Below are 23,631 nucleotides of genomic sequence, written 5' to 3' on the forward strand. Positions count from 1 at the left end.
ATAGTTTCGCTACGCTTAATAGACGTGCAAAGATAAGCATTTTCTCACACTTTGGGAAATTTACACCTTATAAATGTGTGCTTTTTAAGGTTTGGGGCGGTATTTGAGCCAACAATAAATGGGATAATGGTCGGATGCGGTCACACTATTGTCGACGTGCGCATCGTATGGCTCAAAGTCGTCAGAACAGAATATATGGTCTATTCGGAAGTACATCCCACTACGATGATAGCTGATTCCTGGACCATTACCACTCGCTACGAAGCAATCTATCAACTCTTTATCAATTGCACGATGGGTGTAACTTAGTGGGTTATCATTAAAGTCACCACAGAGTATTACAGGCACTTTCTTATCGAGATATTGCTTAACATAACGCGCCACCATATCTGCTTGTGGAGCACGACGCATTGAAACCTTTCCCAACTTGCGCAATAGGTGCACGGACTCTGACTTGGCTTTATCCGTTTGTATGCTCCCTTTCACGAGTGACTTAAAACCCGCTTTATCATCATTGGACAAGCCGTTACTCTCAAAATGGTTATTCACGACAAGCGTCTTTGTGCCTTTTATGTCTACCATATAAGCCACACTTTGGTTAGAGCTAGAGCCATACGGGATAGTATCTTGCCAAAGAATTGGATAACGACTCAGTAATACCATGTAATCAGCACCGGGCTTCTTCTTCACCATCAACTTGAAGTATGGATAGTGTGCCTTTAGTCTTTCATAGATTCCTCCACTCTTATCACCATCACCTTGGGCTTCTTGCAAGCAAACCAAATCAGCTTTGCTGTCAATGATATAGTTGACAATGGGGTTGGTCTTAGGATTGGTCTCTTCCCAAGAATCAAACATATAAACATTGTAAGACAGGACTTTAATAGCACCATGGGGCTTGTCCTTTGGAAGATTAAACGGGCAATAGATTCGGATGGAGGCAAAACAAAGGATAAAGCCCAATACGGGAAGCCATATTGTACGCAATCTCACAAATGCCCAAAAGACAAGGAAAGCGAAGTTAAACGCAAGGAGTATAGGATATCCCAATCCTAAATTAGCAAGCAGAGGATAATCAACAGGATTCAACCAGTCAATATTGCCAACTAGCAACATCAACAATATAACAAGGATATTACCTACAAAGAGTGCTCTGAATGTGAACTTCTTGAAATTCTTAAGCATCATAAATATACGCCCATAAGTCTCGTTCAGGACATCTGCCCATGCTAATTACAATTACACTTAATTCTTGCTACTATCGAAGAGCTTTTGCTTCTCTGATTTAGAAAGGCTATCATAACCGCTCTTGCGAATCTTGTCTAAAATGCGGTCTATCTCTTCTTGCTCTCTATGCTTCTGCGCATTATAATCCCAATCACTATTCTGTGTTGTCGAGTTATGCTGTGAGGAGTTTTCCCAGGAGCTATTACTTCCACCTGTCCCAACTTTCCCTGTATGCTTTTCCCAACTGTCTTTCATACGATCAAAGAACTGATGTCCTTTGTGCATACCCATATTTCCATATCCAGAATACGGGTGTCTCTTCCAATACATAATAAGTAAGAAACCCGTCAAAGCACCTCCCACATGCACTACATGGGCAATATCAGAACCAGGACTGAACGATGAGAAAATCTCAATAGCAATCATTCCTGTTACCAACCATTTGGCTTTTATGGGAACAGGTATCGGTATAATGAACATTCGCTCATTAGGGAATAACATTCCAAAAGCCAGTAACAAACCAACCACAGCACCGGATGCTCCAATCGCCATTGTCTGTTGGAGATATATTACAGATGGTATGTCAATGCTCATCCCATTCCTCGTCACAGTAATCGTATCCATTACGAAAGGCATACAATACCATACCAATTCCTGAAGCAAACCGCCTCCAATGCCACAGATAATGTAATAAAAAAGGAACTTCCTCGGTCCCCATACATGCTCTATGACTGATCCAAACATCCACAACATAAACATGTTCGTGGCAATATGCATAATGTTGCCATGCATAAACATGCTGGTGAGGAACTGCCAGACGCCGAAGCTAGAAGAACCAATATAGAATAAACCAAAGAGATTATCTAAGTCAAGACCAATAACTCCAAACACATAAGTGGCAACGAACACCAAGATATTAATGATAAGGAGGTTTCTTGTAACTACAGGGATATTCAGCATATTACGAATTTACTAATTTTCTTATTGTAAACCATTTACCTTTAAAACGTTGCAAAAATACGAAATAATCCCGTTATAAAGCAGGAAAGGGAGAGGATAAGGGCTTATTTTTGTAATTTTCTACACTTTTCCTTTGATTTTACTTGTTATATAAAAGGAATCAACTATATTTGCAGCACAATCGAAAGTATCATTTATAAATTAATCAACAAATAAATCGGAATTATGAACAAGACAGAGTTAATCGAGAAGATTGCGGCTTCTGCTAATCTAAGCAAGGCTGACGCAAAGAAGGCATTAGATGCAACAACTGAAGCAATCAAGGATGCACTTGTTGCAGGAGATAAGGTTCAGCTCGTAGGCTTCGGCACATTCTCTACCAATGAGCGTCCAGCTCACGAGGGTATGAATCCAGCAACAAAGCAGAAGATTCAGATCCCAGCAAAGAAGGTCGCAAAGTTCAAGGCTGGTGCTGAATTGTCAGACGCTGTAAACAAATAAATTGTAAACTATTTGCAAAGTATAAGAGGCGAACCTTGCAAGGTTCGCCTCTTTCTGTTATAGGAAATAGTTTCTTCTATGAGAACTTGAATTTTCTATGAATCCTATGCGAGCTGAAAAAGATTAGAGAAGCTATATTTCCTAACCAATAACAGCACTTTACATGATTCCAGTCTGCTTATCTTCTTGACGTTCTATACGCTTTTCAATCTGCTTATAAGCCTTACCCTTCGATAATCGCCACGTAAAGTTAAGCCCTATCATATTACCCAAGTCTCTATTACGGTCTATTTCACTCTTATGTAGATATTCGTTAAGGAGCTGTGACTTATACATTCGTGGATGCTGTTGGAAGACGTGTTGCACATCGAGTGAAAGGCTGCAATTCCCCCAACTATAGCTTATTGCCAAATAACTAAACGCTCCATTATGCCCTAATCTCTCTCCTTCTAAGAACCTCCAACCATTATCAGCATATCCTTGCAAAGTCCATTTACCAAGGTAAGCCTGCACACTTCCACCATAAGTGTAGCTGGTGAGATAATGACGATAAAGACTACAAACATTAAAATAACGGTTAATTCCACCCCTCAATGTCACTGATAAGTGTTCGGGAATAAACTCATACTTCAAATTATCTTGCACATAAAACAAGCTAATACTCCCCATGTTCTGTTGCGAATAAAGGAACTCATCCGATGCTGTTCGCTCATATCTTGCCATGTTACAATGCAAGTTTCGCCGATAATCCATGTACATACTATTCGACACCCGATCACCATAATAATCCAAACTCATCGTATGTTGAATGACACGTGAGGGCTTCAAGGCAGGATTACCCACAGTCCATTCACGACTATTATTCCTTATTCGCATATCAGAAACCATTGCGTAAGGCGAAACTCGGCGATAAGTCTGAAAAGCGTAACCCACATTTAGTCCTTTCAGAAGCATATACTTTAATGTAACCTTCGGTCGGAACGTCCAGTAATTATAATCATAACTGGCTTGAGAATAGGTTTTGTTTGCCACTCCAACGCCCAAAGAATAACTCAACTGCTGCCACTTTCCTTTTAACTCAGAGAAAAGATAGAGTTCACCAAGGTGCATCTTATTCAGTGCATCAACATCCCCTGTATAATGATTACGCGTGTATTTCTGCATGTGTTGCAAGCCAGCAGAGAGTGTGAAAGGCTTCAATTTGTTTTCATAAATAGCCTCACTCTGAACCGACCAAGTATCTCCATCTACATTATAAGTATAAGGTGTTCCCTCACCCTGCCTCACATACTTATCCGTGTAGATAGCAGTTCCAACGACATTTGTCGTTACACTCTGATGATTCCCTATCTTATGAAAGAAGTAAAGATCGATAACTGGCGTAAAACGACTCGACCTATTCACATCTTGATAAGCCTGTGTTAGCGTCCCATCCATCAATTGATAATCAGAAAAACAACTAGGAGTATTCATTCCAAAGGTCGATAACGTGGCTTGGAAAACATAGGAGGCTGAATCGGCAAGACTATACTTCATCTGAAGTCGATTGCCCAAAGCTCTATCCCTACCAGCCGTTTGCTTACGTGTAACAAGATAATGACTACCATTATTTAATAGGTAATCTGCCGTCTCTGAAGTACGCTCTTTGCGGAAGTCCCGATAGGAGAAGTTATAAGAAAAGGACAGCTCCGAATTTTTATGATTTAGCTTTGTATAGATGGTATTATCCGTATTCCACGCTGTTAGCGTGTGTGTTAAGTCTACGCCAACGACATATCCACCTGTGTTCCTTTTCGTTTTTATATCAATAACATAAGCTATATTTTCCCCATATCTCACACCCGGATTATCGATGAAATCAATGTTTTTCACAAGTTTAGGGTCTAAGGAGAGCATTTCCTCCTTATCTATTACAGCTCCATTCAGCCTTAACTGCACCGCACCATTATTCATTAAAGCAGTAACAGCATGGCTCACAGGATCTACCCGAACGTGTGGTAACGATAGTTTACTTAGCAAACTATATCCATTCGTGGATACTTTACGCTGTGTATCAGACGGAATAATCAACAGACCATCCACCTTTGTTACCACCCGAGCAGCCTCAACAGTAACCTCGTTCAGCTGCACCTCCTTCGGTTCCTTTGCATTCTTCGCCTCTTCTTGGGCTCCAACTGGCAGCACCAAGAAGCCTAACAACAATGTACATAATACTTTCTTCATAGCTTGAATATTTTAAAGCAAAGGTAATCCCAACGCTGTTCAAGTGCAAAAAATAAGACCGACATCTGTCTGACAATAGCTTTTCTCTATTGCCCCTAACGCTTCTAAGGATTATTCACCTTATAAGTGTTTGAGTCGATAGCCGCCTCCCTTCTCTGCCGTAATGGTCAATCCACAATGCTCACTAACAACAGGCTTCAAGCGACGAATCAGTGTGTAAAGAGTCTCACTGGCATCGGGTTTCTTCGGCCAAAGGCTTTCACAAATAGTAATCTTTGATAATTTCATATCACCAGAAGCCATAAACAACTCCATCAACTGATGCTGCATAGGTGTAAAAGGAATCTCTTTCCCCTGCACATCACGGAAGGAATGCTCCAAAGGGACGTAGGTCATACTTCCAAAAACCATTCTCCCTGCCCCGTTCCTATACCAATAAACAATAGAAAAAAGCATCCATAACATGGCAGATAAGGTGAGGAACAATGCTAAACGTTGGTCAGATAATCCCCAAATAGTACCAAATGAACAATCAGCATAGCTTTGGAACATCAGAGAATGCCGTCCTTTCTGCCATTGATAACGCTGACTACACAAGGAATAATCGTTCTTTTCGAGTGCATAAGATACAAATGACCGACTCTTCAAGTCCTTTATTCGCAAATGCTCACGGTAGTTTTGTATCGTATCAGGCGTTATCCATGCTTCACGCTTCGCTGCAAGTGTCTTCTCCAAAGCCTGATTCATGTCCTGCACAATAGCTGTTTCTGCACAACGATAACTGTCTATGCTCGTGCAAACAGCTGACAACACCAGTAAAAGAAATACTATTACGGAAGAGATCGGTTTCATAAGTGAAGGAATTAAATAACTGAATAACAGGCATAAAAGCATGTGATTCGCAAAGATAAGCCTTTTCTTCTTTACCTCCAAATCTATCCAAAGGAAATGTCGCTATATATATAATAGGTGTAACAAACAAGCACATGCAAGGGCAGAACACCAATAAAAAGAATCAGTAAGAGTTGCTGATAATACAAAAAAACATTACCTTTGCACGTGTGATTGTCCTATGGTGTAATGGTAGCACTACAGTTTTTGGTTCTGTCAGTGGTGGTTCGAATCCGCCTGGGACAACTCTTTTAGATAAAAGTTCTTTGAGTATCAGTACTATCAAAGAGCCTTGTCTCAAGTATAATTAACTAAATCCATTAATTACCTAAAGTAATAACTCGTGAACTCTCAACTATTGTGTAATATGGTCATCTTAATCTTCTTGAATCAAAATAAGCACATATAAGACTGTTCACACCTATAAGAAAGAAACAAATAATAAGCTCTCTGAATAATTAAGTCACACATTTTTATAACCCTTAAACACCTACAACAATGTCACAAAAATTCTGTTCTAATTGCGGAGCACCTCTTTCTCCTGGTGCCAAACATTGCTCTAGCTGTGGAAATGCTATACCTTCAGAAAACACAGCACAGCCTTATCCACCTGTACAAGATGCGTATCAACGCCCACAATACACTCCACAGCCATCTGGCAATAACGACATGGTCAAAGTCTTAATTGGTATTCTTATTGTCCTTGTCATGGCTGGTATCGGTCTTGGAATATGGCTTTTTGCAGGGAAGAGTAAGGAACCTGTGTCACAGGAAACCAATGTACAACAAGAGACAATCAAAGAGATGAAGGCTTCAAACGACTCTATGAAGGCTTCATACGACCAACTAAAAAAACAGATAGAAAAGAAGAGTAAGGAGCCAGCAAAGGTGCAATACGTAAAACAGAAACCAACTTCTGTTCCACCATCAGAGGCTACTCGCGTCGTTATCAATGGTGTTGGCGTGCGTATGCGCATAGGACCTGGAAAGGAATATGGCTTTTTGCAGTATTATAATGGCAAGGCTTACACAGTATCAAAGGGAACTTCTCTACCCTTCTTAGGGGCATACGGCAACTGGTATAAGGTACTCTTCGATGACGGTGAATACTATGTTTCAGCCGACTTCGCCTACCTTAGATAATAAAGAACATGATATCTATCCATCAAATAACTGCGGTCGGCAAGAACAAAAGATGCTCTTTCCGACCGTAATAGTATATATCTATCAGGAATAAAGGTTATCATTAGATCATCAAAACATGCTTCTTTCCACTCTTAGGAGGCATGAATAACATACTCAAAAAAGGTTTTATACAAAATGAGAAAGTCAATGTTTATGGGTCTTTTAGCTGCTCTAACAGCTGTATCTATCGTTTCTTGCGGTGGAAAAAAGGACAAAGAGAACAATAATGAAGGGCAAGGTGCATCCATGAGCGTCAATGCCAATGGACTTGCTGTTGCTAAAGACGACAAGACTGCAATAGAAGGTTTACCTTATTCAGGCGATGCTATCAAGGAAGAAGTAGTACTTGATTATGGCAATCGCACCATTCGTACAACGCCAGACACAAGCCTTAGCTTTAAAGATAAGGTCAAAGACAAGAAGAAACTCTTCATTGTTATGTCGAAGAAAGACTATTATCTCTATGTTTACGAGCCACAAGGTAAGGACACAACACTCATTGCTCGCTATGACTGTGCCTTCTCTTTGAAGAAAGGACAAAAGGAGAAAGAAGGCGACATGCGCACTCCTCATTGTACGATTGATAACCCTTTCCATGTCCAACAGATTGTGTCTGCCTCTAACTGGGAGCATGACTTCGGTGATGGTCGCGGTAAAATCAAGAGTTACGGGGACTATTTTCTACGTCTGAAAACGCCTGGGCACAGTGGAATAGGTATCCATGGAAGTACAAATAACCGTGAGAGTGTACCCGGAAGGGCTAGTGAAGGCTGCATAAGACTAAAGGATGAGGACATAAAAGACCTATCCGAAAACTATGCAACAGAGGGTATGAAGGTTGTTATCAAGGCTGAAAACGTAGACGATTACCCCTTTGAAATCCATGCAATGAAGCGTCAGAAGATTGAACGTAAGCGTCACTTCGATGCTACAAAGACATTGACCAACGAACAGATAGCAACTGCCACGGCAAAGACTGGACGTGTGAAGACTTCAAATAAGACAGAAGTAAAGGAAGACAAGAAGCCAGTCTCAAAAGAAGAATTGCGTATCGGTGGGGGGAAGATTCCTAATAAGAAAGGTGTACACATTGGTGGTGGGAAACTCACTGCACCAGAGAAAAAGTAAGAACATGGGCTTTTTAAGAAAGATTTTCACGTTGTTCTCTGTTGCTTTCTGCCTTAGTATCGAAGCGCAGACACTTCCTTATTCACCCGACAACATCCGCGAGAAACAGGTGGTTGTGCATGGACTGAAAACGACACGGGCACCAGCTGATGTCTCCATATCGCTCGGCGCAGAGAATAAAAACAACTGTTTCATCGTTATATCAAAGAAGGATTACTACCTATATGTTTATGAGAAGAGGTTAGATGACACTGTTCTTGTTGCAAGATACGATGCTTGTTTTGCAGTAAACAGGGGCAATAAGACTCGAATAGGCGACATGCGCACTCCACATTGCACACCTTCTATTCCTTCCTTCAGCATATCACAGATATGTAATGCAGCCTCTTGGAAGCACGACTTCCATGATGGTCGAGGCAACATATTGGCTTATGGACCTTATTTCCTGCGTTTGAACATAGGGACGGGAAACCGAAGTATAGGCATACATGGCAGTACGAATAACAGAGAGAGTGTACCGGGATTAGCCAGCGAAGGCTGTATAAGACTGAAAGACGAGGATGTTCGCGACCTTAGAAACCGATATGCTTTTGTCGGAATGAAGGTAATCATCAAGGCAGAAGATGTCGACGACTATCCTTATGAGGTACGAGCGATGGAACAACTGGGCGAACCAAGACTGCGACACTTCCATCCACAAACAATCAAAACATCAACAACAAACACACAACGTCAGCTTCCGCAAGGCGTACTTATTAAACAATAACAACAATGGTTCTTAACTATATCTGGATTGCATTATTTGTAATTGGCGTCCTCGTGGGCGTTATCAAACTCATATTCATGGGTGATTACGATGCCTTACCAGCAATGATGGACTCCACATTCGAGGCTTCGAAGGTTGGTTTTGAGATGACATTAGGACTGACAGGCACACTTACTCTATGGATGGGAATGCTGAAGATAGGCGAAGATAGTGGCTTGGTGCAACGTTTAGCCAACTTTCTTAGTCCCGTACTCACCAAACTCTTCCCTGATATACCTAAGGGGCACCCTGCGTTGGGATCGATATTTATGAACTTCTCTGCCAATATGCTGGGACTTGATAATGCAGCAACTCCAGTGGGACTAAAGGCTATGCAGGAGTTACAAAGCCTTAATCCGAAGAAAGACACAGCAAGTAATCCGATGATAATGTTCCTCGTTTTAAACACTTCTGGTCTAACGATTATCCCCGTATCTATCATGGCTTACAGGGCAAAAGCAGGTGCTGCCGACCCGACAGATGTGTTTATTCCAATGTTACTCGCCACTTTGTGTTCCACACTCGTGGGACTTTTGGTCACGTCTATATACCAGAAAATCAATCTATTCAATAAGGCTATCCTCACCGCAGTGGCTGTTGTTGCAGCATTGGTAGCAGGACTCTTCACTGCAATTCATGGTATGGACACCGAACAAACGCAACATTTTTGTCGAATCCTCACCAGTTGCATTATGTTAGGAGCCATCATTCTCTTCATCTATGCAGGCTGGCGTAAGAAGTTGAACGTCTATAACTCATTCATAGAAGGAGCCAAAGGCGGATTCAAAGTGGCGGTTACTCTGATTCCTTATTGCATAGCCATCCTCGCAGCAGTAGGCGTTTTCCGTGCATCAGGAGCACTCGATATGTTTCAAGACACCATCAAAGCAGGTGTAGAAATGCTCGGAATGAATAGCGATTGGGTAAGTACTCTCCCTGTAGCATTGATGAAGCCACTCAGTGGACCAGGTGCGCGAGGGATGATGTTGGAATGTTTTAACTCATTCGGAGTCGACTCTTTCATCGGACATACAGCCAGTATCTTACAAGGAAGCACAGACACAACCTTCTATATCCTTGCTATTTACTTTGGAAGTGTGGGTATTAAGAAATACAGATATTCAGTTGTTTGTGGCGTAATGGCGGACGTTGCAGGTATGATAGCAGCCGTTCTCTTCAGCTACTTCTTCTTTGCTTAATGCAAGAACATGGCAAAAAAGTAGGAAGAATATTTGATTATAACATACAAAAGTATTACCTTTGCACCGCAATTGTCCTATGGTGTAATGGTAGCACTACAGTTTTTGGTTCTGTCAGTGGTGGTTCGAATCCGCCTGGGACAACATTGAAATCCGCAGATTCTACTTGAGTCTGCGGATTTTTTTGATTACATTAACAACCTAAATTACTATCTTTTATGAATTACCTAACAAGTAAACTCAACAAGACTTTTTTGTTTTTAACGATGTTATTAGGCTGTTGTTTGAACTCATCAGCAGGCAATCGTGACTCGTTAGCACTGACTCCTCCTATGGGATTCATGACTTGGAACAAGTATGGAGAGGATATTAACGAGCAATTAATACGACAAATTGCAGACAAGATGGTGGCTGATGGCTATGCAGATGCAGGCTATCAATACATCTTTATTGACGATGCTTGGCAGGGAGGACGTGACAAACGCAATAACATTATACCTGATCCTGTGAAGTTCCCAAGCGGTATGAAGGCTTTAGCTGACTATGTTCATAGTCTTGGATTAAAGCTAGGTATCTATTCGGATGCGGCTCCTTTGACCTGTGCTGGCTATACTGCAAGTTATAACTTTGAGGAACAAGACGCAAAGACCTTCGCTGAATGGGGGATGGACTACCTGAAATACGACTATTGTCACGCTCCTTCTGATAGTGCAGTTGCCCACGAGAGATACAAACGAATGGGTGATGCACTGGAGAAATCAGGGCGAAAAATAGCTCTCGGAGTGTGCGAATGGGGACAACTCAACCCCGAACTATGGGCAAGACAGGCTGGTGGTTCGTTGTGGAGAATAAGCTATGACGTGCGAGATATGTGGAAGGACATAGTGAAACAAGGTGGTATGGGCATTTTAGACATCATCGACATCACCGAACCTCTTTACTCTTTTGCTGGTCCGGGGCACTGGAATGACATGGACATGCTGGTTGTTGGACTTGAAGGGAAAGGCGGTCCGTCAAGCGATTTAGGTGGTATTGGCTGTACATATACGGAGTATCAGACCCAAATGTCTATGTGGTGCATGTTTGCCTCACCCTTGGCTATGAGTCACGATATACTCAATGAGAATGCAGCAACACGTCGAATCCTTCTCAACAAAGAGATTATTGCCATCAATCAAGATGCTCTTGGCAAAGCAGCTCGGCTTGTTCAGCGCATTGGAGAGTGCCGTGTTTATCATCGTCAACTGACGAATAACCGACAGGCAATAGCTATTATGAATCCTTCAGACAAAGCTCAACGCATTAGCTTGCCCTTATCTTTCCTTGGCAAGAGTGCCAAATACGACCTTAGAGATGTTTGGGAACACAAGAACACATCGGTTAAGAAAGCATGGGAAGGTAAGTTAGAAGCCCACGAAACAAAAGTATTTATCATTACAGAAAAGTAATGTTCTAACCATAAGAAAGGCTTGATACGAATTCGTATCAAGCCTTTTTCTATTGCAACAAACACTCCTTTAGAATCCGTCTTAATCTTCTACAGGATTATTACAAGTGCTTTGGAGAAGTATTACAAAGCACTTGGAGAAGTATTACAGATGCCTTGTAATAATCTGGAGAGGCATGAATTGGATTAGAGAACATAAAGGAATGGAGGGATAAACACGATGTTTACCCCTCCACAATCATATTTCATAATGTTTAGTCAACCTATAATCGCAAATGAGAGAATTAGATTTTACCAACGAGATCAATGCTTGGCTTCAATGTCTTTGCGCCTCTCGTCCATCTTGCTGGACAAACTTCTCCATCGTGAGTAGCGACAAATTGAGCTGCTTCAACCTTACGCACTAACTCTTCTGCATTACGTCCTATGCTGTTATCTTGTATTTCTGCAACCTTGATACGACCTTCTGGATCCACTAAGAATGTGCCACGATAAGCCACACCCTCATCCTCTTTGTAAACACCAAAGCCACGGCTCAATACGCCTGTAGGGTCAGCAAGCATGGTGTACTTAATCTTCTTGATGCTTTCAGATGCGTCATGCCATGCCTTGTGAACGAAGTGTGTATCACAACTAACCGAGAATACCTCAACACCCATAGCCTTTAATTGCTCGTACTTATCAGCAAGATCCTCTAACTCAGTAGGACATACGAATGTAAAGTCAGCTGGATAGAAGAAGAACAAAGCCCACTTGCCTTCGATATCCTTGCTTGATACACTCTTGAACTGTCCGTCTTGGAAGGCTTGAACACTAAATTCTGGTGCTAATGAATTGATAATTGGTTCCATATATGAATATACTTTAATTATGAGAAAATGTTTTGTTTCGTGATGCAAAGGTAGAGTTTATATTCGTCGTGACCAACTGATTATTTCTATCAGATGATAGAGAAAATCTATAAAGGACGTTAGGAGCATTGATAATGAAGTACTTACAGCGTGTTAGTAGTCGTCAATAATAATTGAGAATATTGATACCTATAAATCATGATTATCACTTGTTTTTAGATTTATTACAGGCTAAGTCAATCTGAATTCAGCTTTTTATTCCTATATTTGTTGCATTCTTTATAGCTCAATAAGACGATGACACTACAGCAATTAGAATATGTTATGGCACTGTATCGGCTCAAACATTTTGCCAAAGCAGCCGATGAGTGCAATGTAACACAGCCCACTCTAAGTTCGATGATACAAAAGTTAGAGAATGAGTTGGGCGTTAAGATCTTCGATAGAAAACAGCAACCCATACAGCCAACAAAGGCTGGTAGGGTGGTGATAGAGCATGCGTGGAAGGTTCTCACACGTGCAAAGAAACTAAAACAGACAATAGAAGAGGAGCAGAAAACGCTTACGGGAACTTTTGAAGTGGCTGTTTTGCCAACGATAGCACCTTATCTTATCCCACGATTCTTCCCTCAGTTGATGAAAGAACACCCTGAAATGGATGTGAGAATAACAGAGATGAAGACGGATGAAATGTGCCGTGCGATTAGAAAAGGGAATATTGATGCAGGGATATTGGCGCAGGTGAGTGGTTTGGAAGAGATGAATTGTACCACACTCTACCATGAGCAGTTCCTGGCTTATGTAGCAAAAGAAGACCCATTGTACGCTTGTAAGTTCATACGACCAGCCGATTTGTCAGGAGAATACCTATGGTTATTGGACGAAGGGCACTGTTTTCGGGATCAACTCGTTAAGTTTTGCCATCTTAAATCGGCTTCATTGAGTAAGAAGAGTTACAATCTTGGAAGCATAGAAACCTTTATGCGCATTGTTGAAAATGGTAAAGGGGTGACGTTTATACCGCAATTAGCATTGCCACAACTCAATGAAGAGCAACGCAAACTGGTGCGTTCTTTTGCCCATCCTGTGCCTTCGCGTGAGATAGTTATGATGACTTCGCCTAACTTCATACGACATACATTGTTGGAGATGTTGGTGAATCGCATCAGAGAATCAATACCTGAAGAGATGAAGAAATAGATATTTTGGACTGGCGAAAATAGACTTTTAGAAACGAAAAAGGCTGTATCAAATATCCAACAAACAATTGGAAACATTTGATACAGCCTTGTTCGTTATAGATAGAAAATGCGTTCTTGTGAATTACTTGAACTGATTTTCAACGATTTCACTCAATACTTCCTTGATATCTAAGCCTGCTGCACGCACCTGTTGAGGGATGAAACTGGTGGCAGTCATGCCTGGTGTGGTGTTAATCTCAAGCATATTGATAACGTCATTGCCCTCTTTATCCTTCGAGATGATATAGTCAATGCGGATGATACCATTGGCATGTAGGATGTCATAAATGCGACTGGTTTCTGCTGCTACACGCTTTGCAGTGTCGGGATTGATACGTGCTGGGGTTATTTCCTGCACCTGTCCGTTGTATTTCGCATTGTAATCAAAGAACTCATTGCTGGTTACTACTTCCGTAGCAGGGAACACTATGGACTTATCTTTAGTCTTATAAACACCTTGCGAGATCTCTGTTCCATCCAAGAAACCCTCTATCATGACCTCATCACTCTCCATAAATGCAACGCGAAGGGCTGGTGCTAACTGGTCAATGTTCTTTACCTTTGATACACCAAAGCTACTTCCATCAGCGGCAGGCTTAACGAAACAAGGCATACCAAGGCGTTTTTCGATTTCCTCCTCATTGTATTCTTCACCGCGACGAAGCAATATGCTGTCTGCAACATTTACCCCGAAGCCACGGAGATAATTGTTCAGAACGTACTTATCGAAGGTTAATGCCTCGACTAAAACGCTTGATGTTGAATAAGGAAGGTGTATCAAATCGAAGTAACCTTGCATGATTCCATTCTCACCAGGGGCTCCATGAATGGTAATATACGCATAGTCGAACTCTACGTGTTTACCATTTTCGATAAAAGAAAAGTCATTCTTATCAATAGGAGCAGATGTTCCATCCTCTAACTCAACGTGCCAATCAATGCCTTTAACATCTACGATATATATATTATAACGTTCCTTGTCAAAGAAAGAATACAATCCTTGTGCTGAATGCATTGATACATCATGTTCTGATGAGTCACCACCACATACGATGGCAATCGTTCGCTTCAAATCTTTCATTATACCTGTTTATTTAGTTCTATCTAACTGTTCCTGTCTTTCTCATTATGTTCTTGAGAGATAGAAACCTGTTTTACTTATCTTATCATGTACTATTACTGATTGTCAATACCTGTATGCCCATTGATAAACTCACGCCACTTCGTTATCAGTGAGGCTAAGTCTTGAGGCAAGTCACTCGTGAAATCCATTTGTTGACCAGTAACCGGATGGACGAAACCAAGTGTTCGGGCATGGAGTGCTTGACGATTACAAAGGGTCAAGCAGTTGCGTATGAAGGCTTTATAAGAGCTTGATCTCTGACCGCGAAGGATCTCAGTTCCACCGTAACGTTCATCTCCAAACAGGGGGTGACCGATATGTTTCATGTGTGCACGAATCTGATGTGTACGTCCCGTTTCAAGTATACATTCGATGAGAGTTGTATAGCCGAAACGCTCAAGGACACGGTAATGAGTGACGGCAGGCTTGCCTATCTCTGAATCAGGAGGGAATACTGTCATGCGAAGCCTGTCCTTTGGATCACGTGCTATATTACCTTCTATACGCCCTTCATCAGCTGTTAGATTACCCCAAACGAGGGCATTGTAACTACGATGGGTGGTCTTATTGAAAAACTGTTTACCTAATATTGTCTTCGCATCAGGGGTCTTGGCAATCACCAATAAACCGCTTGTGTCTTTGTCAATTCGGTGCACTAATCCAACCTCTGGGTCGTTTGGGTCGAATGAAGGTAAGTCCTTCAAGTGCCAGGCAATAGCATTAATCAATGTTCCATGAAAGTTCCCTGCACCTGGATGAACGACTAATCCTGCAGGCTTATTAACCACCATTAAAGCATTGTCCTCATATACGATATCCAACGGAATCTCCTCTGCTTCAATGGTGTTATCATGCTTCGGTCTGTCAAGCATCAGTGTGATTGTATCCTCTGGGCGTACCTTGTAATTGCTCTTTACAGGTGCTCCATTCACATGAATGAAGCCCGCATCGGCAGCTTTCTGAATACGATTACGACTGGAGTGTTGCATGCGTTCGAATAGAAACTTATCTATTCTCACTGGCACCTGACCTTTATCAACTTCTACACGGAAGTGTTCGTACAACTCGCCATCACCCTCTTCTGACTCTGTGGAAGTCAGTAAGTCATCAGATAGTTCATCGTCATATAGCATTTCCTCGTCCGTTCTCATCATGCTTTATTCTGTCGGTTTCGTTGATGAAGGATCTGCAGGTAAACCTGAATGAGAGGATGAATTAGAACTACCAGAGCCTGACTTCCCTCGTTCATCCTTTATTTCATTGCCGTTCTCATCAACGGGTACTTCCACATACTCATATACTTCATCATACTTCGGACGCTTCTGCTCCACTTCTACATCTTCATATTCTGGCTCGTTCAAACCTGATGTATCAGTTATTTCTCGTGTACCATCTCCTACCTGTAAGACAATCACGGCATCAGCAGGTACACGATCGCCAGCTTGCACATGTTTGCCATTTACAAGAATACCATATATCCAGTCTTTCTCACCTGGTATATATTCTGGCTCACCAACTTTGAATCCCATAGATAATAACTGGGCTTGCGCCTCACGCAAAGAGTTATTGTCTATGATGTCAGGAATAACCAATGAAGGTGCACTAGCAGCGTTAATTGTAACATAGATAACGTGTGTGGACTTAACGCGCTTACCACCAACTGGAGATTGCTCAAGTATGCAATCAGGAGGAAGATCCTTAACATATCCAGTGTCGGTAACCTCTATCTTTAGTCCAACCTTATCCATGATATCAACCGCATCATCGTATTGTTTATGAATAACGTTCGGCACCACGATGGATTCACCGTGTAAGGTATAGTAGTCAAGACCGAACCTAACTCCTATTGCCAACAATAGAACAAGTATCACGATAGCAAGGATATTGCCCCAGATATATGTGCTATTAAACTTATGGAAGAACTCTCTTGATGTCATCAATCTAATTAACTGACCTTAATAATAGATGCGGCAAAGGTAGATAAAAAAACGGAAAGAAGCAAAGATTACCCTCTACTTCTTTCCGCTTCTGCGCTAATTCCCTAAGGGGACAGCGTCTCGTTCTTACTTACCGTGATGTTCGTCAGAAACAGTTAACTTCTTACGACCCTTGGCACGACGTGCTGCTAATACGCGGCGACCGTCCTTTGTAGCCATTCTCTCACGGAAACCGTGCTTGTTTACACGACGACGATTGTGAGGCTGAAATGTTCTTTTCATTGTTCTTATCCTATTTTATTGTTATTATGCGAACTCTTTTCGACAGGATAAGACCTGTCGTTACGGGTTGCAAAATTACTTAATCTTTTTGAATTAACCAAAGAAACCATGTTTTTTACGCCTTTTATTTATGTTTTTCCTATAATTTCTGTAACTTTGCAGCGCGTTAAGTAGATGAAAAAGAACAAAAAGTAACAAATTAGATATTAGTAAATTATGATTAATTCACAGGAGATTAAGATTGGAACTTGCATCCGTCTTGATGGCAAGATTTGGACTTGTATCGACTTCCAACATCGTAAGCCAGGTAAAGGTAACACCGTCATGATTACCAAACTGAAGAATGTTGCTGATGGTCGAGTACTTGAGCGCACATTCCAAGTAGGTTTCAAGCTCGAGGATGTACGCGTTGAACGTCGCCCATATCAGTACCTTTATCAGGATGCAACTGGTTACATCTTCATGAATCAGGAGACTTTTGAGCAGATTCCTATCCCTAAGCACCAGATTACAGGTTCTGACTATATGAAAGAAGGTGACGTTGTTGAGGTTGTTACTGATACCTCTGATGGCACAATCCTTCTTGCAGAAATGCCTGTTAAGACAACGCTTACTATCACTCACAGTGAGCCAGGTGTAAAGGGTAACACTGCAACAAATGCAACTAAGCCAGCAACACTTGAGACTGGCGCAGTTGTTCGTGTTCCATTGTTCATCAATGAGGGTGAGGTTATCCAGATCGATACTCGCGATGGTAGCTACCTGGGACGCGTTAACGCCTAAGCCTCTTCTACCTCGCAAGAGATAAACTACAAAGCAATAAGAAAGACCATTTCCGAACTCCTTTCGAGTAAAGAAATGGTCTTTTCTTTGCTTGCCTTCGGAATCAGGCTTTGTTCTAGAGACAAAATGAATAAAGACATATTTCTTAATGACATATTCCTTCATTGCTCATCATTCCCGTCTCTCAATATCCTAACTAACTTCCGTTAGGCACATCCCCTCCTTTTGAGGGGCTGGGGGAGGTCTTACCCTACCTGTGGTCCTCCTTCTTCTTTATTCTCCTTTTCCGTCTTTCCTTTCTCCTCCTTTTTCTTTTCCTTATCTTCTTTCCATTCTTCCCAATAAATATTATCTGAAACTAGCGAACGGGTAGCAACTTTATTGCTCTGTGTGCGTGAAGTCTCGGGAATAAAGCGGACACGGACGTTCTTAATCTGCTTTGCCGTCACTTCTTCTGGTTTTGCAATTCCCTTGTCGGCGTTGATCGTGTAGTAAAACGTACCAACGCCCTCCAACTTCACCGTGCGACCTTCTGCCATAAAGGATGCCATCACTTCGCCTAAGTCTTTCAGCACAGCATACGTGTCGCCACGACTCACCGTTGAAATCAGTGCCAATCGGTCAGCCACTTGGTCTGTCGTTACGGGCTTCCCCACGACTACTACCTGTGGATACCACAGACCTGTAATTTTCTTTTTTACTTTCTTGAAAAAAGCCATAGTCTCAAACTTTTAAAGATTAATAAATAAATTTATAACAAACGATATGTAAATTATTTTCAAGTAATAGTCTATCTCGGTCCGTTACAGAGGGTACCTCGGTCCTATACTGAGGTACCCTTAGTCCTATACCGAGGGGGTCTTAGTCCTATACCGAGATACCCTCTTCTATAATGCGTTGATTACCAATTAGTTACACAAGACCTGTTTTTACCCCTATTTTGTCCTTTTTTTTCGCATTAAACTCCGCCTTTTAGAGGGCGACACCGGTAAAGGGCAAGCGCAAGGACTACTTAAACGTCCCGACCCATTGACCGATGTTGCGGTGGCCCAAGGTCACGTGGACGCCACCATTGCTGAAGGCCAGGATGTACGTGCTGGTGCTGCCCAACCAGTCAGAACTTGACGACCAATAGAGGCCTTCATAGGGAAAGTTGAGCAGCTGACCATCGGCGTAGTAACCCAAGGCGGGCAGGTAGAAGTAATTGTTTGCATCGGCTGCGGAAAGGAGACCGGAGTTGTTGATGCTACTATTGCTGTTGTCGTAGATCTTGTATGTTGTACGCATGTCGGTTGTATTATCGGCAGATTTTTCTGTGTCGTAATGATGCTCGGCTTGCAGCACGGACTTCTTCTTAAACCACATGCCACCTTTATATAAATGACCCATAGTGGTCCATAACTCGTCTTTGTCCCAACGTGGGTCGCCGTACATGCAATACCAAGACATCTCATTGGCGTTTGGAAGAGTTGCACACGAATGGGTGGCATTAAATGGTGAACCGTGACCCTCGTTCCAGTAACGAGGGTCAGTGTTGCTCTGGGGGTAGTTTGGTGAACTACCGCCATTGACTGTCGGCTGACCTGTGTTTCCTGGTAAGTGCTTTGTCCATTCATAACCTTTCCAGTATTGTTCCTGTGCATCCCACATATAATAATGGTTACCGTCGTAAGCACGTGTATTAAGGTTAGCAGTCACGTCATAGTAAGTGTTTGAGACGTAGTTTGTAGAAGGTAGCAACTTTGTGATAGTGCCCTCTACATTCGTTACTATATCTTTCACCCAATAGCGCACTCTTAATATATGGGAACCTGGCTTGATTATCATGTAAGCTCCGTTGGTAGTTCTACTGGCAGAGCTGTTGGTCAGTGGGAAACCGTGAGGATTGCTACTACTACTCCAACCGCCTGTAGTCAAGACAATTTGCTTGCCACCTGCTGAAGCGTCTAGATTATCCGTACTGGGGTTAATGGTGTAAGTTTCTGCTATATCATTGTCGGAAGTAACTTCTATCTTTCTTAAGTAGCAGTTCTGTAGGACTGTGTTACTTGTGTAAGGCTGAAAGACAAGATAAGCTGGTTGATGCTCAAGTGTAAACTTGAACTGCTGTTTGCCTGTCACCTTGTTTGCTGTTGCAGAGCCATAGTCACCAGATGTGCCGAAGTGCTCCGTATTGTCTGGGGATGTCTGTTGCTGGGTAGAAGAGATGGTTACGGCATTACCGCTACTATTCTTACCCAAGTAATAAACCTTATAGCTTGTACTTGCTGTAAACTTACCTGGTACTTTATACTTAAAGGCTGCAACCTTACTTGTTGGGGCATTCGTGCTCTTCTGCCATGTGCCGTCGTCGTCCTTTACGTAGATATAGTCGCCAGCTTCCCAATAGAAGTCTCCACTGTTGTAATCCATTGAGGTGCGGGTCTTTGTTTCATCACCTGCCACGAAAGTTGTGAGGTTCTTGTCGTTATCATCATTTGGGCTGGTGGGGGTCTGTGCCACGTCTTCATTAGCGCAGGATGCAAAAGCCATCGCTATGCCAAACACGACAGCTAAAGACTTTAGTCGTGCTGTAAATGAATGTTGTCTCATTGTTTTCTTCATTGTTACTTTGTTCGTTTTGTTAATAACTCTCTGTTAGTCTTCCCATGATGGATTCTCTTCGTCCTCGTCTTCCTCCCATGGCATTGAAGCCTTTGCACTTGAAATGGTGCCTCCATGATGTCCTGGTCTATGCTGACTTGGGAAAGACGTGTCCATTAAATTAGTGGTCTCGCTTACTTGGATTATCATGCAACGAGGTGCAGAATAATCCCTCTTAGTTTGTTCTTTTCTCATAACTTTCTTGATTAAAATAGCTGTCATTTCGTTCTTATTTTGCTCTAAATCGAGTTCACAAAAGGGCATAAAAAAGCGAACAAAGGAAACTCCTAAAAGTCCTTTGTTTACAGGGGTTACGGCACGCTTCGCGCGCGCGTATGCGAGAAGAAAAAATGTGTTATTAGACGCTAGGTGCGAATGTGTGTGTGTGTGTGTGTGTGTGTGTGTGTTAGCAAATTATTTGGATTGACCAAAGATAAAGTGCAAAAAGATGCAAAGAATCTGATAATTCTTTGCAGTACTTCGTTCACTTGATATGTCATTGCTAATTCTTTCACGGCGGCAAAGGTAAGAAGATAAAATGGAATGAGCAAGGAAAAAGAAAGAAAAAAAAGCCTCAACAATCGCCCCAACCAGCCTCACCCCCGACCCCTCTACAGCCTCACCCCCAACCCCTCTCCGAATGGAGAGGGGAGTGAAATGTACTGTTTGCTAGGGGTTTATGGGGAAGTGTGGAGAGGTTGCGGGAGGTTAGAAGGAGGATTACAAGGCTTGGCTCCGCATGGATTTATCCATTATTAAAACTCCACATAAGGACGAAGATGATCAATAGCTTCGGCATTGAAGTCCTTTAAGAGTTGGAGTTGTGACAGACTGGTGAGCTTTCCTTTTAATCGACGATAGTCACAGATTGCCCGTGCTTGATAGAAGTTTATATACGGATGACTGCGTAGCTTGCCCAAAGAAAGCGTGTTCAAGTTTAGCTTTTCAGGCTTAGGATTGACCACAGAGAAGTAGGGTAACGCCTCTTCGGGGAATCCCTCAATCTCAAGTAGTTGCCCTGTAGCAACATAACCACCTAATCGCTTGCCATAATTAACGATTGCCTTTGCCCACCCAGAGCCTATCCCTGGCACTTTCTTCAACTGATTTGTATCTGCAGAGACTAGGTTTATATGCTCGCCCAACTTTATTTTCAAAGGGTAAAGAACCGTATCTCGAGTAGAATGGACATACGGCTTGTACGTATTCGTTGCCTTATATTGTTCGTAAGCCTCATGTGCCGCTTGCTTATCTGCCTCCTTTTGCGCAATATAAGATTGTACAGAAGCAAGCGTTGAAGCAGGTTGATAATCGTCACCTATTCTTATATAAGGTTCTAACTCACGATACTGCTTGCGTGTAAGACCATAGAGACGGGCAAAGTCCATCGGTGCTCGATATACACCGCCCTTACTTCTATATTTCAAGATATTACGTACCTGAAACTCAGATAATCCCAGTTGCAGCAATTCCTCGGCTGTTGCTGTATTTGGATCAAAGGCAAAAAGTCTCTTTCCCGATTCTGTCACTACCTCATAAGGAATGCCTTGTTGCGAACGAGCAGAATATCCTTTCCGCACCACACTATCTCCGTCTACAGCTGAAGTTTCAGTCACTTGCTCACCAATAAAGACGGATGTGATAAGGCAGAGCATAATTAATATGACCAAACTAAGAATGACTTTCCGGTCAGACCGTTGTAAATAAAAGAATGATTTAAGGCTCATAACGTATTTATTATAGGTTTTCAATCAAGGTAAAGGTTGTCTATTAATGTCTTCTTACACCACATTAAATTGGTGTAAGAAGATCATCAATATAGCTAAAGGACATACATAACGCACTAAGAAGTAATACACTCCAAAGAAAGTTCCACGTATTGTGCCCCAGTTCGTGAACTCATCTTTTACAACCTTCTTCGGTACATACCAACCCAAGAACAGGCAAGTTAACAAGCCTCCAACGGGTAAGAAGATTTGTCCAGTCACAAAGTCGAACACATCAAAGAGGTCACGACCAGCAATATTAAGGAACTTCCATTGTCCTAAAGACATCGAACAGAGAACTCCAATCAATATGCAACAGCCTGTAACGATCATTGCTGCGCGCGAACGGGATATGTGTAACTCCTCTTGAAAGAATGCGGTACTCACTTCATGGAGCGATATCAGCGATGTAAGAGCTGCTAATGAGAGTAGGATATAAAAGGAGAATGAAACGAAATATCCTATTATTGGCAATCCAGTGAACGCCTGTTCAAAAACATTGGGTAAGGTGATAAAGACGAGCGAAGAACCACTACCTGGATTGACACCCACAGAGAAGGCCGCAGGAAAGATGATTAAACCTGCTAAAATAGCCACTAATGTATCTATAGAAGCTATCTGTACTGCCGAATTTAACAGCTTTGTCTGCCTACTATAATAGGAAGCATAGGTGCAAATACAGCCCATGGCAATACTTAAAGAGTAGAACGACTGCCCAAGCGCACCAAGAAATACATCCTTCGTAACCTTTGTAAAGTCCGGACGCAACAGGAAGTCAACACCTTTCCAGGCTCCTGGTAGCAAGCAAGCAGCCACTACTATCACCAACAAAAGAATAAATAGAACTGGCATCATAATCTTTGAAGCCCGCTCAATACCATTTCTTACACCGTGAATAATCACATAATGCGTTATAAAAAGGATGACTATGACCCACAAGATAGGCTTCCATCCACTTGTGGAGAAGTCTGCAAAGTAAGACTTAAAGAACTCTGGCGTTCCATGAAGGCTATTCATTGCTGATGCCGCACTGTATTGTAAGCACCAACCAGCCACTACTGCATAATAACCTGTTATTAGAAAGCCCGTAAGAACACCTAAGAATCCAACCCATTTCCACGCTGTTCCATTTGCCAACTTACTATAGGCACGAGCCGTATTAGATGCCGCATGACGCCCAATGATGAACTCACTAATCATACAAGGAAGCCCTAATAGAAGGATACAAGCCAAATATATAAGGATAAAAGCGGCTCCACCATTCTGCCCTGTCATATAGGGAAAACGCCAGACATTGCCTAACCCAACTGCACCTCCTGCTGTTGCAAGGATCATTCCTAACTTACTTGCAAACTTAACTCTATTTTGTTGTGACATAAAATATTCCCTTTTAGATTGTACAAAATTACTAATAATTCTCTATCTTTGTATCAATCTAG

22 protein-coding genes and 2 tRNA genes are annotated in these 23,631 nt (G+C 42.1%); 10 read left to right on the plus strand and 14 right to left on the minus strand.

Translation table 11 applies throughout. The features are described from left to right. Positions 1-84 precede the first annotated feature (84 nt). Positions 85-1,188, minus strand: coding sequence for an endonuclease/exonuclease/phosphatase family protein (locus D464_RS0108255; RefSeq protein ID WP_409371860.1), 1,104 nt, complete (start codon positions 1,186-1,188; stop codon positions 85-87). A gap of 57 nt (positions 1,189-1,245) precedes the next feature. Then, on the minus strand, positions 1,246-2,187 hold the full coding sequence (locus tag D464_RS0108260) for a rhomboid family intramembrane serine protease (RefSeq protein ID WP_018910987.1): 942 nt from the start codon (positions 2,185-2,187) through the stop codon (positions 1,246-1,248). A 225-nt stretch (positions 2,188-2,412) separates the two neighbouring features. Between D464_RS0108260 and D464_RS0108265 the strand changes: the two genes are divergently transcribed. Further along, positions 2,413-2,688: an HU family DNA-binding protein gene (locus D464_RS0108265; RefSeq protein WP_004384576.1), complete on the plus strand. Its 276-nt coding sequence runs from the start codon at positions 2,413-2,415 to the stop codon at positions 2,686-2,688. A gap of 159 nt (positions 2,689-2,847) precedes the next feature. Here the strand turns inward: D464_RS0108265 and D464_RS0108270 are convergent, their stop codons facing one another. Then, positions 2,848-4,911 carry a porin family protein gene (locus D464_RS0108270; RefSeq protein WP_018910988.1) on the minus strand — a complete coding sequence of 688 codons (2,064 nt, stop codon included), beginning with the start codon at positions 4,909-4,911 and terminating at the stop codon, positions 2,848-2,850. Positions 4,912-5,031: 120 nt separating this feature from the next. After that, a complete protein-coding gene (locus tag D464_RS0108275; RefSeq protein ID WP_018910989.1) occupies positions 5,032-5,763 on the minus strand; it encodes a helix-turn-helix domain-containing protein in 732 nt (243 codons plus the stop codon). A gap of 214 nt (positions 5,764-5,977) precedes the next feature. Between D464_RS0108275 and D464_RS0108280 the strand changes: the two genes are divergently transcribed. The 7 genes from D464_RS0108280 to D464_RS0108310 all read left to right on the plus strand — a co-directional run bounded on the left by D464_RS0108280 (position 5,978) and on the right by D464_RS0108310 (position 11,567). Next, positions 5,978-6,048: transfer RNA gene (locus D464_RS0108280), tRNA-Gln, on the plus strand. Positions 6,049-6,300: 252 nt separating this feature from the next. After that, complete coding sequence (locus tag D464_RS0108285) at positions 6,301-6,945, plus strand: zinc-ribbon domain-containing protein (protein WP_018910990.1); 645 nt, start codon at positions 6,301-6,303, stop codon at positions 6,943-6,945. A gap of 177 nt (positions 6,946-7,122) precedes the next feature. After that, positions 7,123-8,115, plus strand: coding sequence for a L,D-transpeptidase (locus tag D464_RS0108290; protein WP_026284667.1), 993 nt, complete (start codon positions 7,123-7,125; stop codon positions 8,113-8,115). 4 nt (positions 8,116-8,119) lie between these two features. Further along, entirely contained in the window at positions 8,120-8,881 is a 762-nt protein-coding gene (locus tag D464_RS0108295; RefSeq protein WP_024985892.1) for a L,D-transpeptidase, read from the plus strand. Positions 8,882-8,886: 5 nt separating this feature from the next. Next, entirely contained in the window at positions 8,887-10,119 is a 1,233-nt protein-coding gene (locus D464_RS0108300; RefSeq protein ID WP_018910993.1) for a nucleoside recognition domain-containing protein, read from the plus strand. A 73-nt stretch (positions 10,120-10,192) separates the two neighbouring features. Then, positions 10,193-10,263 (plus strand) — tRNA-Gln (locus D464_RS0108305). Positions 10,264-10,337: 74 nt separating this feature from the next. Further along, positions 10,338-11,567, plus strand: coding sequence for a glycoside hydrolase family 27 protein (locus D464_RS0108310; protein ID WP_024985893.1), 1,230 nt, complete (start codon positions 10,338-10,340; stop codon positions 11,565-11,567). A gap of 283 nt (positions 11,568-11,850) precedes the next feature. Here the strand turns inward: D464_RS0108310 and ahpC are convergent, their stop codons facing one another. Then, entirely contained in the window at positions 11,851-12,417 is a 567-nt protein-coding gene (gene ahpC / locus D464_RS0108315; protein WP_018910995.1) for an alkyl hydroperoxide reductase subunit C, read from the minus strand. Between the two features lie 297 nt (positions 12,418-12,714). Between ahpC and D464_RS0108320 the strand changes: the two genes are divergently transcribed. Beyond that, entirely contained in the window at positions 12,715-13,617 is a 903-nt protein-coding gene (locus D464_RS0108320) for a hydrogen peroxide-inducible genes activator (RefSeq protein ID WP_004384566.1), read from the plus strand. 123 nt (positions 13,618-13,740) lie between these two features. Here the strand turns inward: D464_RS0108320 and D464_RS0108325 are convergent, their stop codons facing one another. The 4 genes from D464_RS0108325 to rpmH form a co-directional block, all read right to left on the minus strand. Then, positions 13,741-14,739, minus strand: a complete 999-nt coding sequence (locus D464_RS0108325) for a D-alanine--D-alanine ligase (protein ID WP_018910996.1) — start codon at positions 14,737-14,739, stop codon at positions 13,741-13,743. Between the two features lie 95 nt (positions 14,740-14,834). Next, positions 14,835-15,932: an RluA family pseudouridine synthase gene (locus D464_RS0108330; RefSeq protein ID WP_026284668.1), complete on the minus strand. Its 1,098-nt coding sequence runs from the start codon at positions 15,930-15,932 to the stop codon at positions 14,835-14,837. A gap of 6 nt (positions 15,933-15,938) precedes the next feature. Beyond that, positions 15,939-16,718, minus strand: a complete 780-nt coding sequence (locus D464_RS0108335) for a PASTA domain-containing protein (protein WP_018910998.1) — start codon at positions 16,716-16,718, stop codon at positions 15,939-15,941. Between the two features lie 126 nt (positions 16,719-16,844). Next, positions 16,845-17,000: a 50S ribosomal protein L34 gene (gene rpmH / locus D464_RS0108340; protein ID WP_004354441.1), complete on the minus strand. Its 156-nt coding sequence runs from the start codon at positions 16,998-17,000 to the stop codon at positions 16,845-16,847. 216 nt (positions 17,001-17,216) lie between these two features. Here rpmH and efp point away from each other — a divergent pair, with 216 nt between their 5' ends. Then, positions 17,217-17,783, plus strand: a complete 567-nt coding sequence (gene efp, locus D464_RS0108345; protein WP_004384562.1) for an elongation factor P — start codon at positions 17,217-17,219, stop codon at positions 17,781-17,783. A 245-nt stretch (positions 17,784-18,028) separates the two neighbouring features. Here the strand turns inward: efp and D464_RS0108350 are convergent, their stop codons facing one another. The 5 genes from D464_RS0108350 to D464_RS0108375 all read right to left on the minus strand — a co-directional run bounded on the left by D464_RS0108350 (position 18,029) and on the right by D464_RS0108375 (position 23,569). Next, the gene (locus tag D464_RS0108350; RefSeq protein ID WP_018910999.1) at positions 18,029-18,502 is read right to left on the minus strand and encodes an HU family DNA-binding protein; all 474 of its coding nucleotides are present in this window, start codon (positions 18,500-18,502) and stop codon (positions 18,029-18,031) included. A 289-nt stretch (positions 18,503-18,791) separates the two neighbouring features. Next, entirely contained in the window at positions 18,792-20,387 is a 1,596-nt protein-coding gene (locus D464_RS0108355; protein ID WP_018911000.1) for a hypothetical protein, read from the minus strand. A gap of 33 nt (positions 20,388-20,420) precedes the next feature. Continuing rightward, a complete protein-coding gene (locus tag D464_RS12595) occupies positions 20,421-20,621 on the minus strand; it encodes a hypothetical protein (protein WP_036908826.1) in 201 nt (66 codons plus the stop codon). Positions 20,622-21,181: 560 nt separating this feature from the next. Beyond that, positions 21,182-22,153: a helix-hairpin-helix domain-containing protein gene (locus tag D464_RS0108370; RefSeq protein WP_018911002.1), complete on the minus strand. Its 972-nt coding sequence runs from the start codon at positions 22,151-22,153 to the stop codon at positions 21,182-21,184. A gap of 54 nt (positions 22,154-22,207) precedes the next feature. Continuing rightward, complete coding sequence (locus D464_RS0108375) at positions 22,208-23,569, minus strand: sodium-dependent transporter (protein WP_018911003.1); 1,362 nt, start codon at positions 23,567-23,569, stop codon at positions 22,208-22,210. Between the last annotated feature and the right edge of the window lie 62 nt (positions 23,570-23,631).

The organism is Prevotella veroralis DSM 19559 = JCM 6290, from assembly GCF_000377625.1.
GTDB classification, from domain to species: Bacteria; Bacteroidota; Bacteroidia; order Bacteroidales; family Bacteroidaceae; genus Prevotella; species Prevotella veroralis.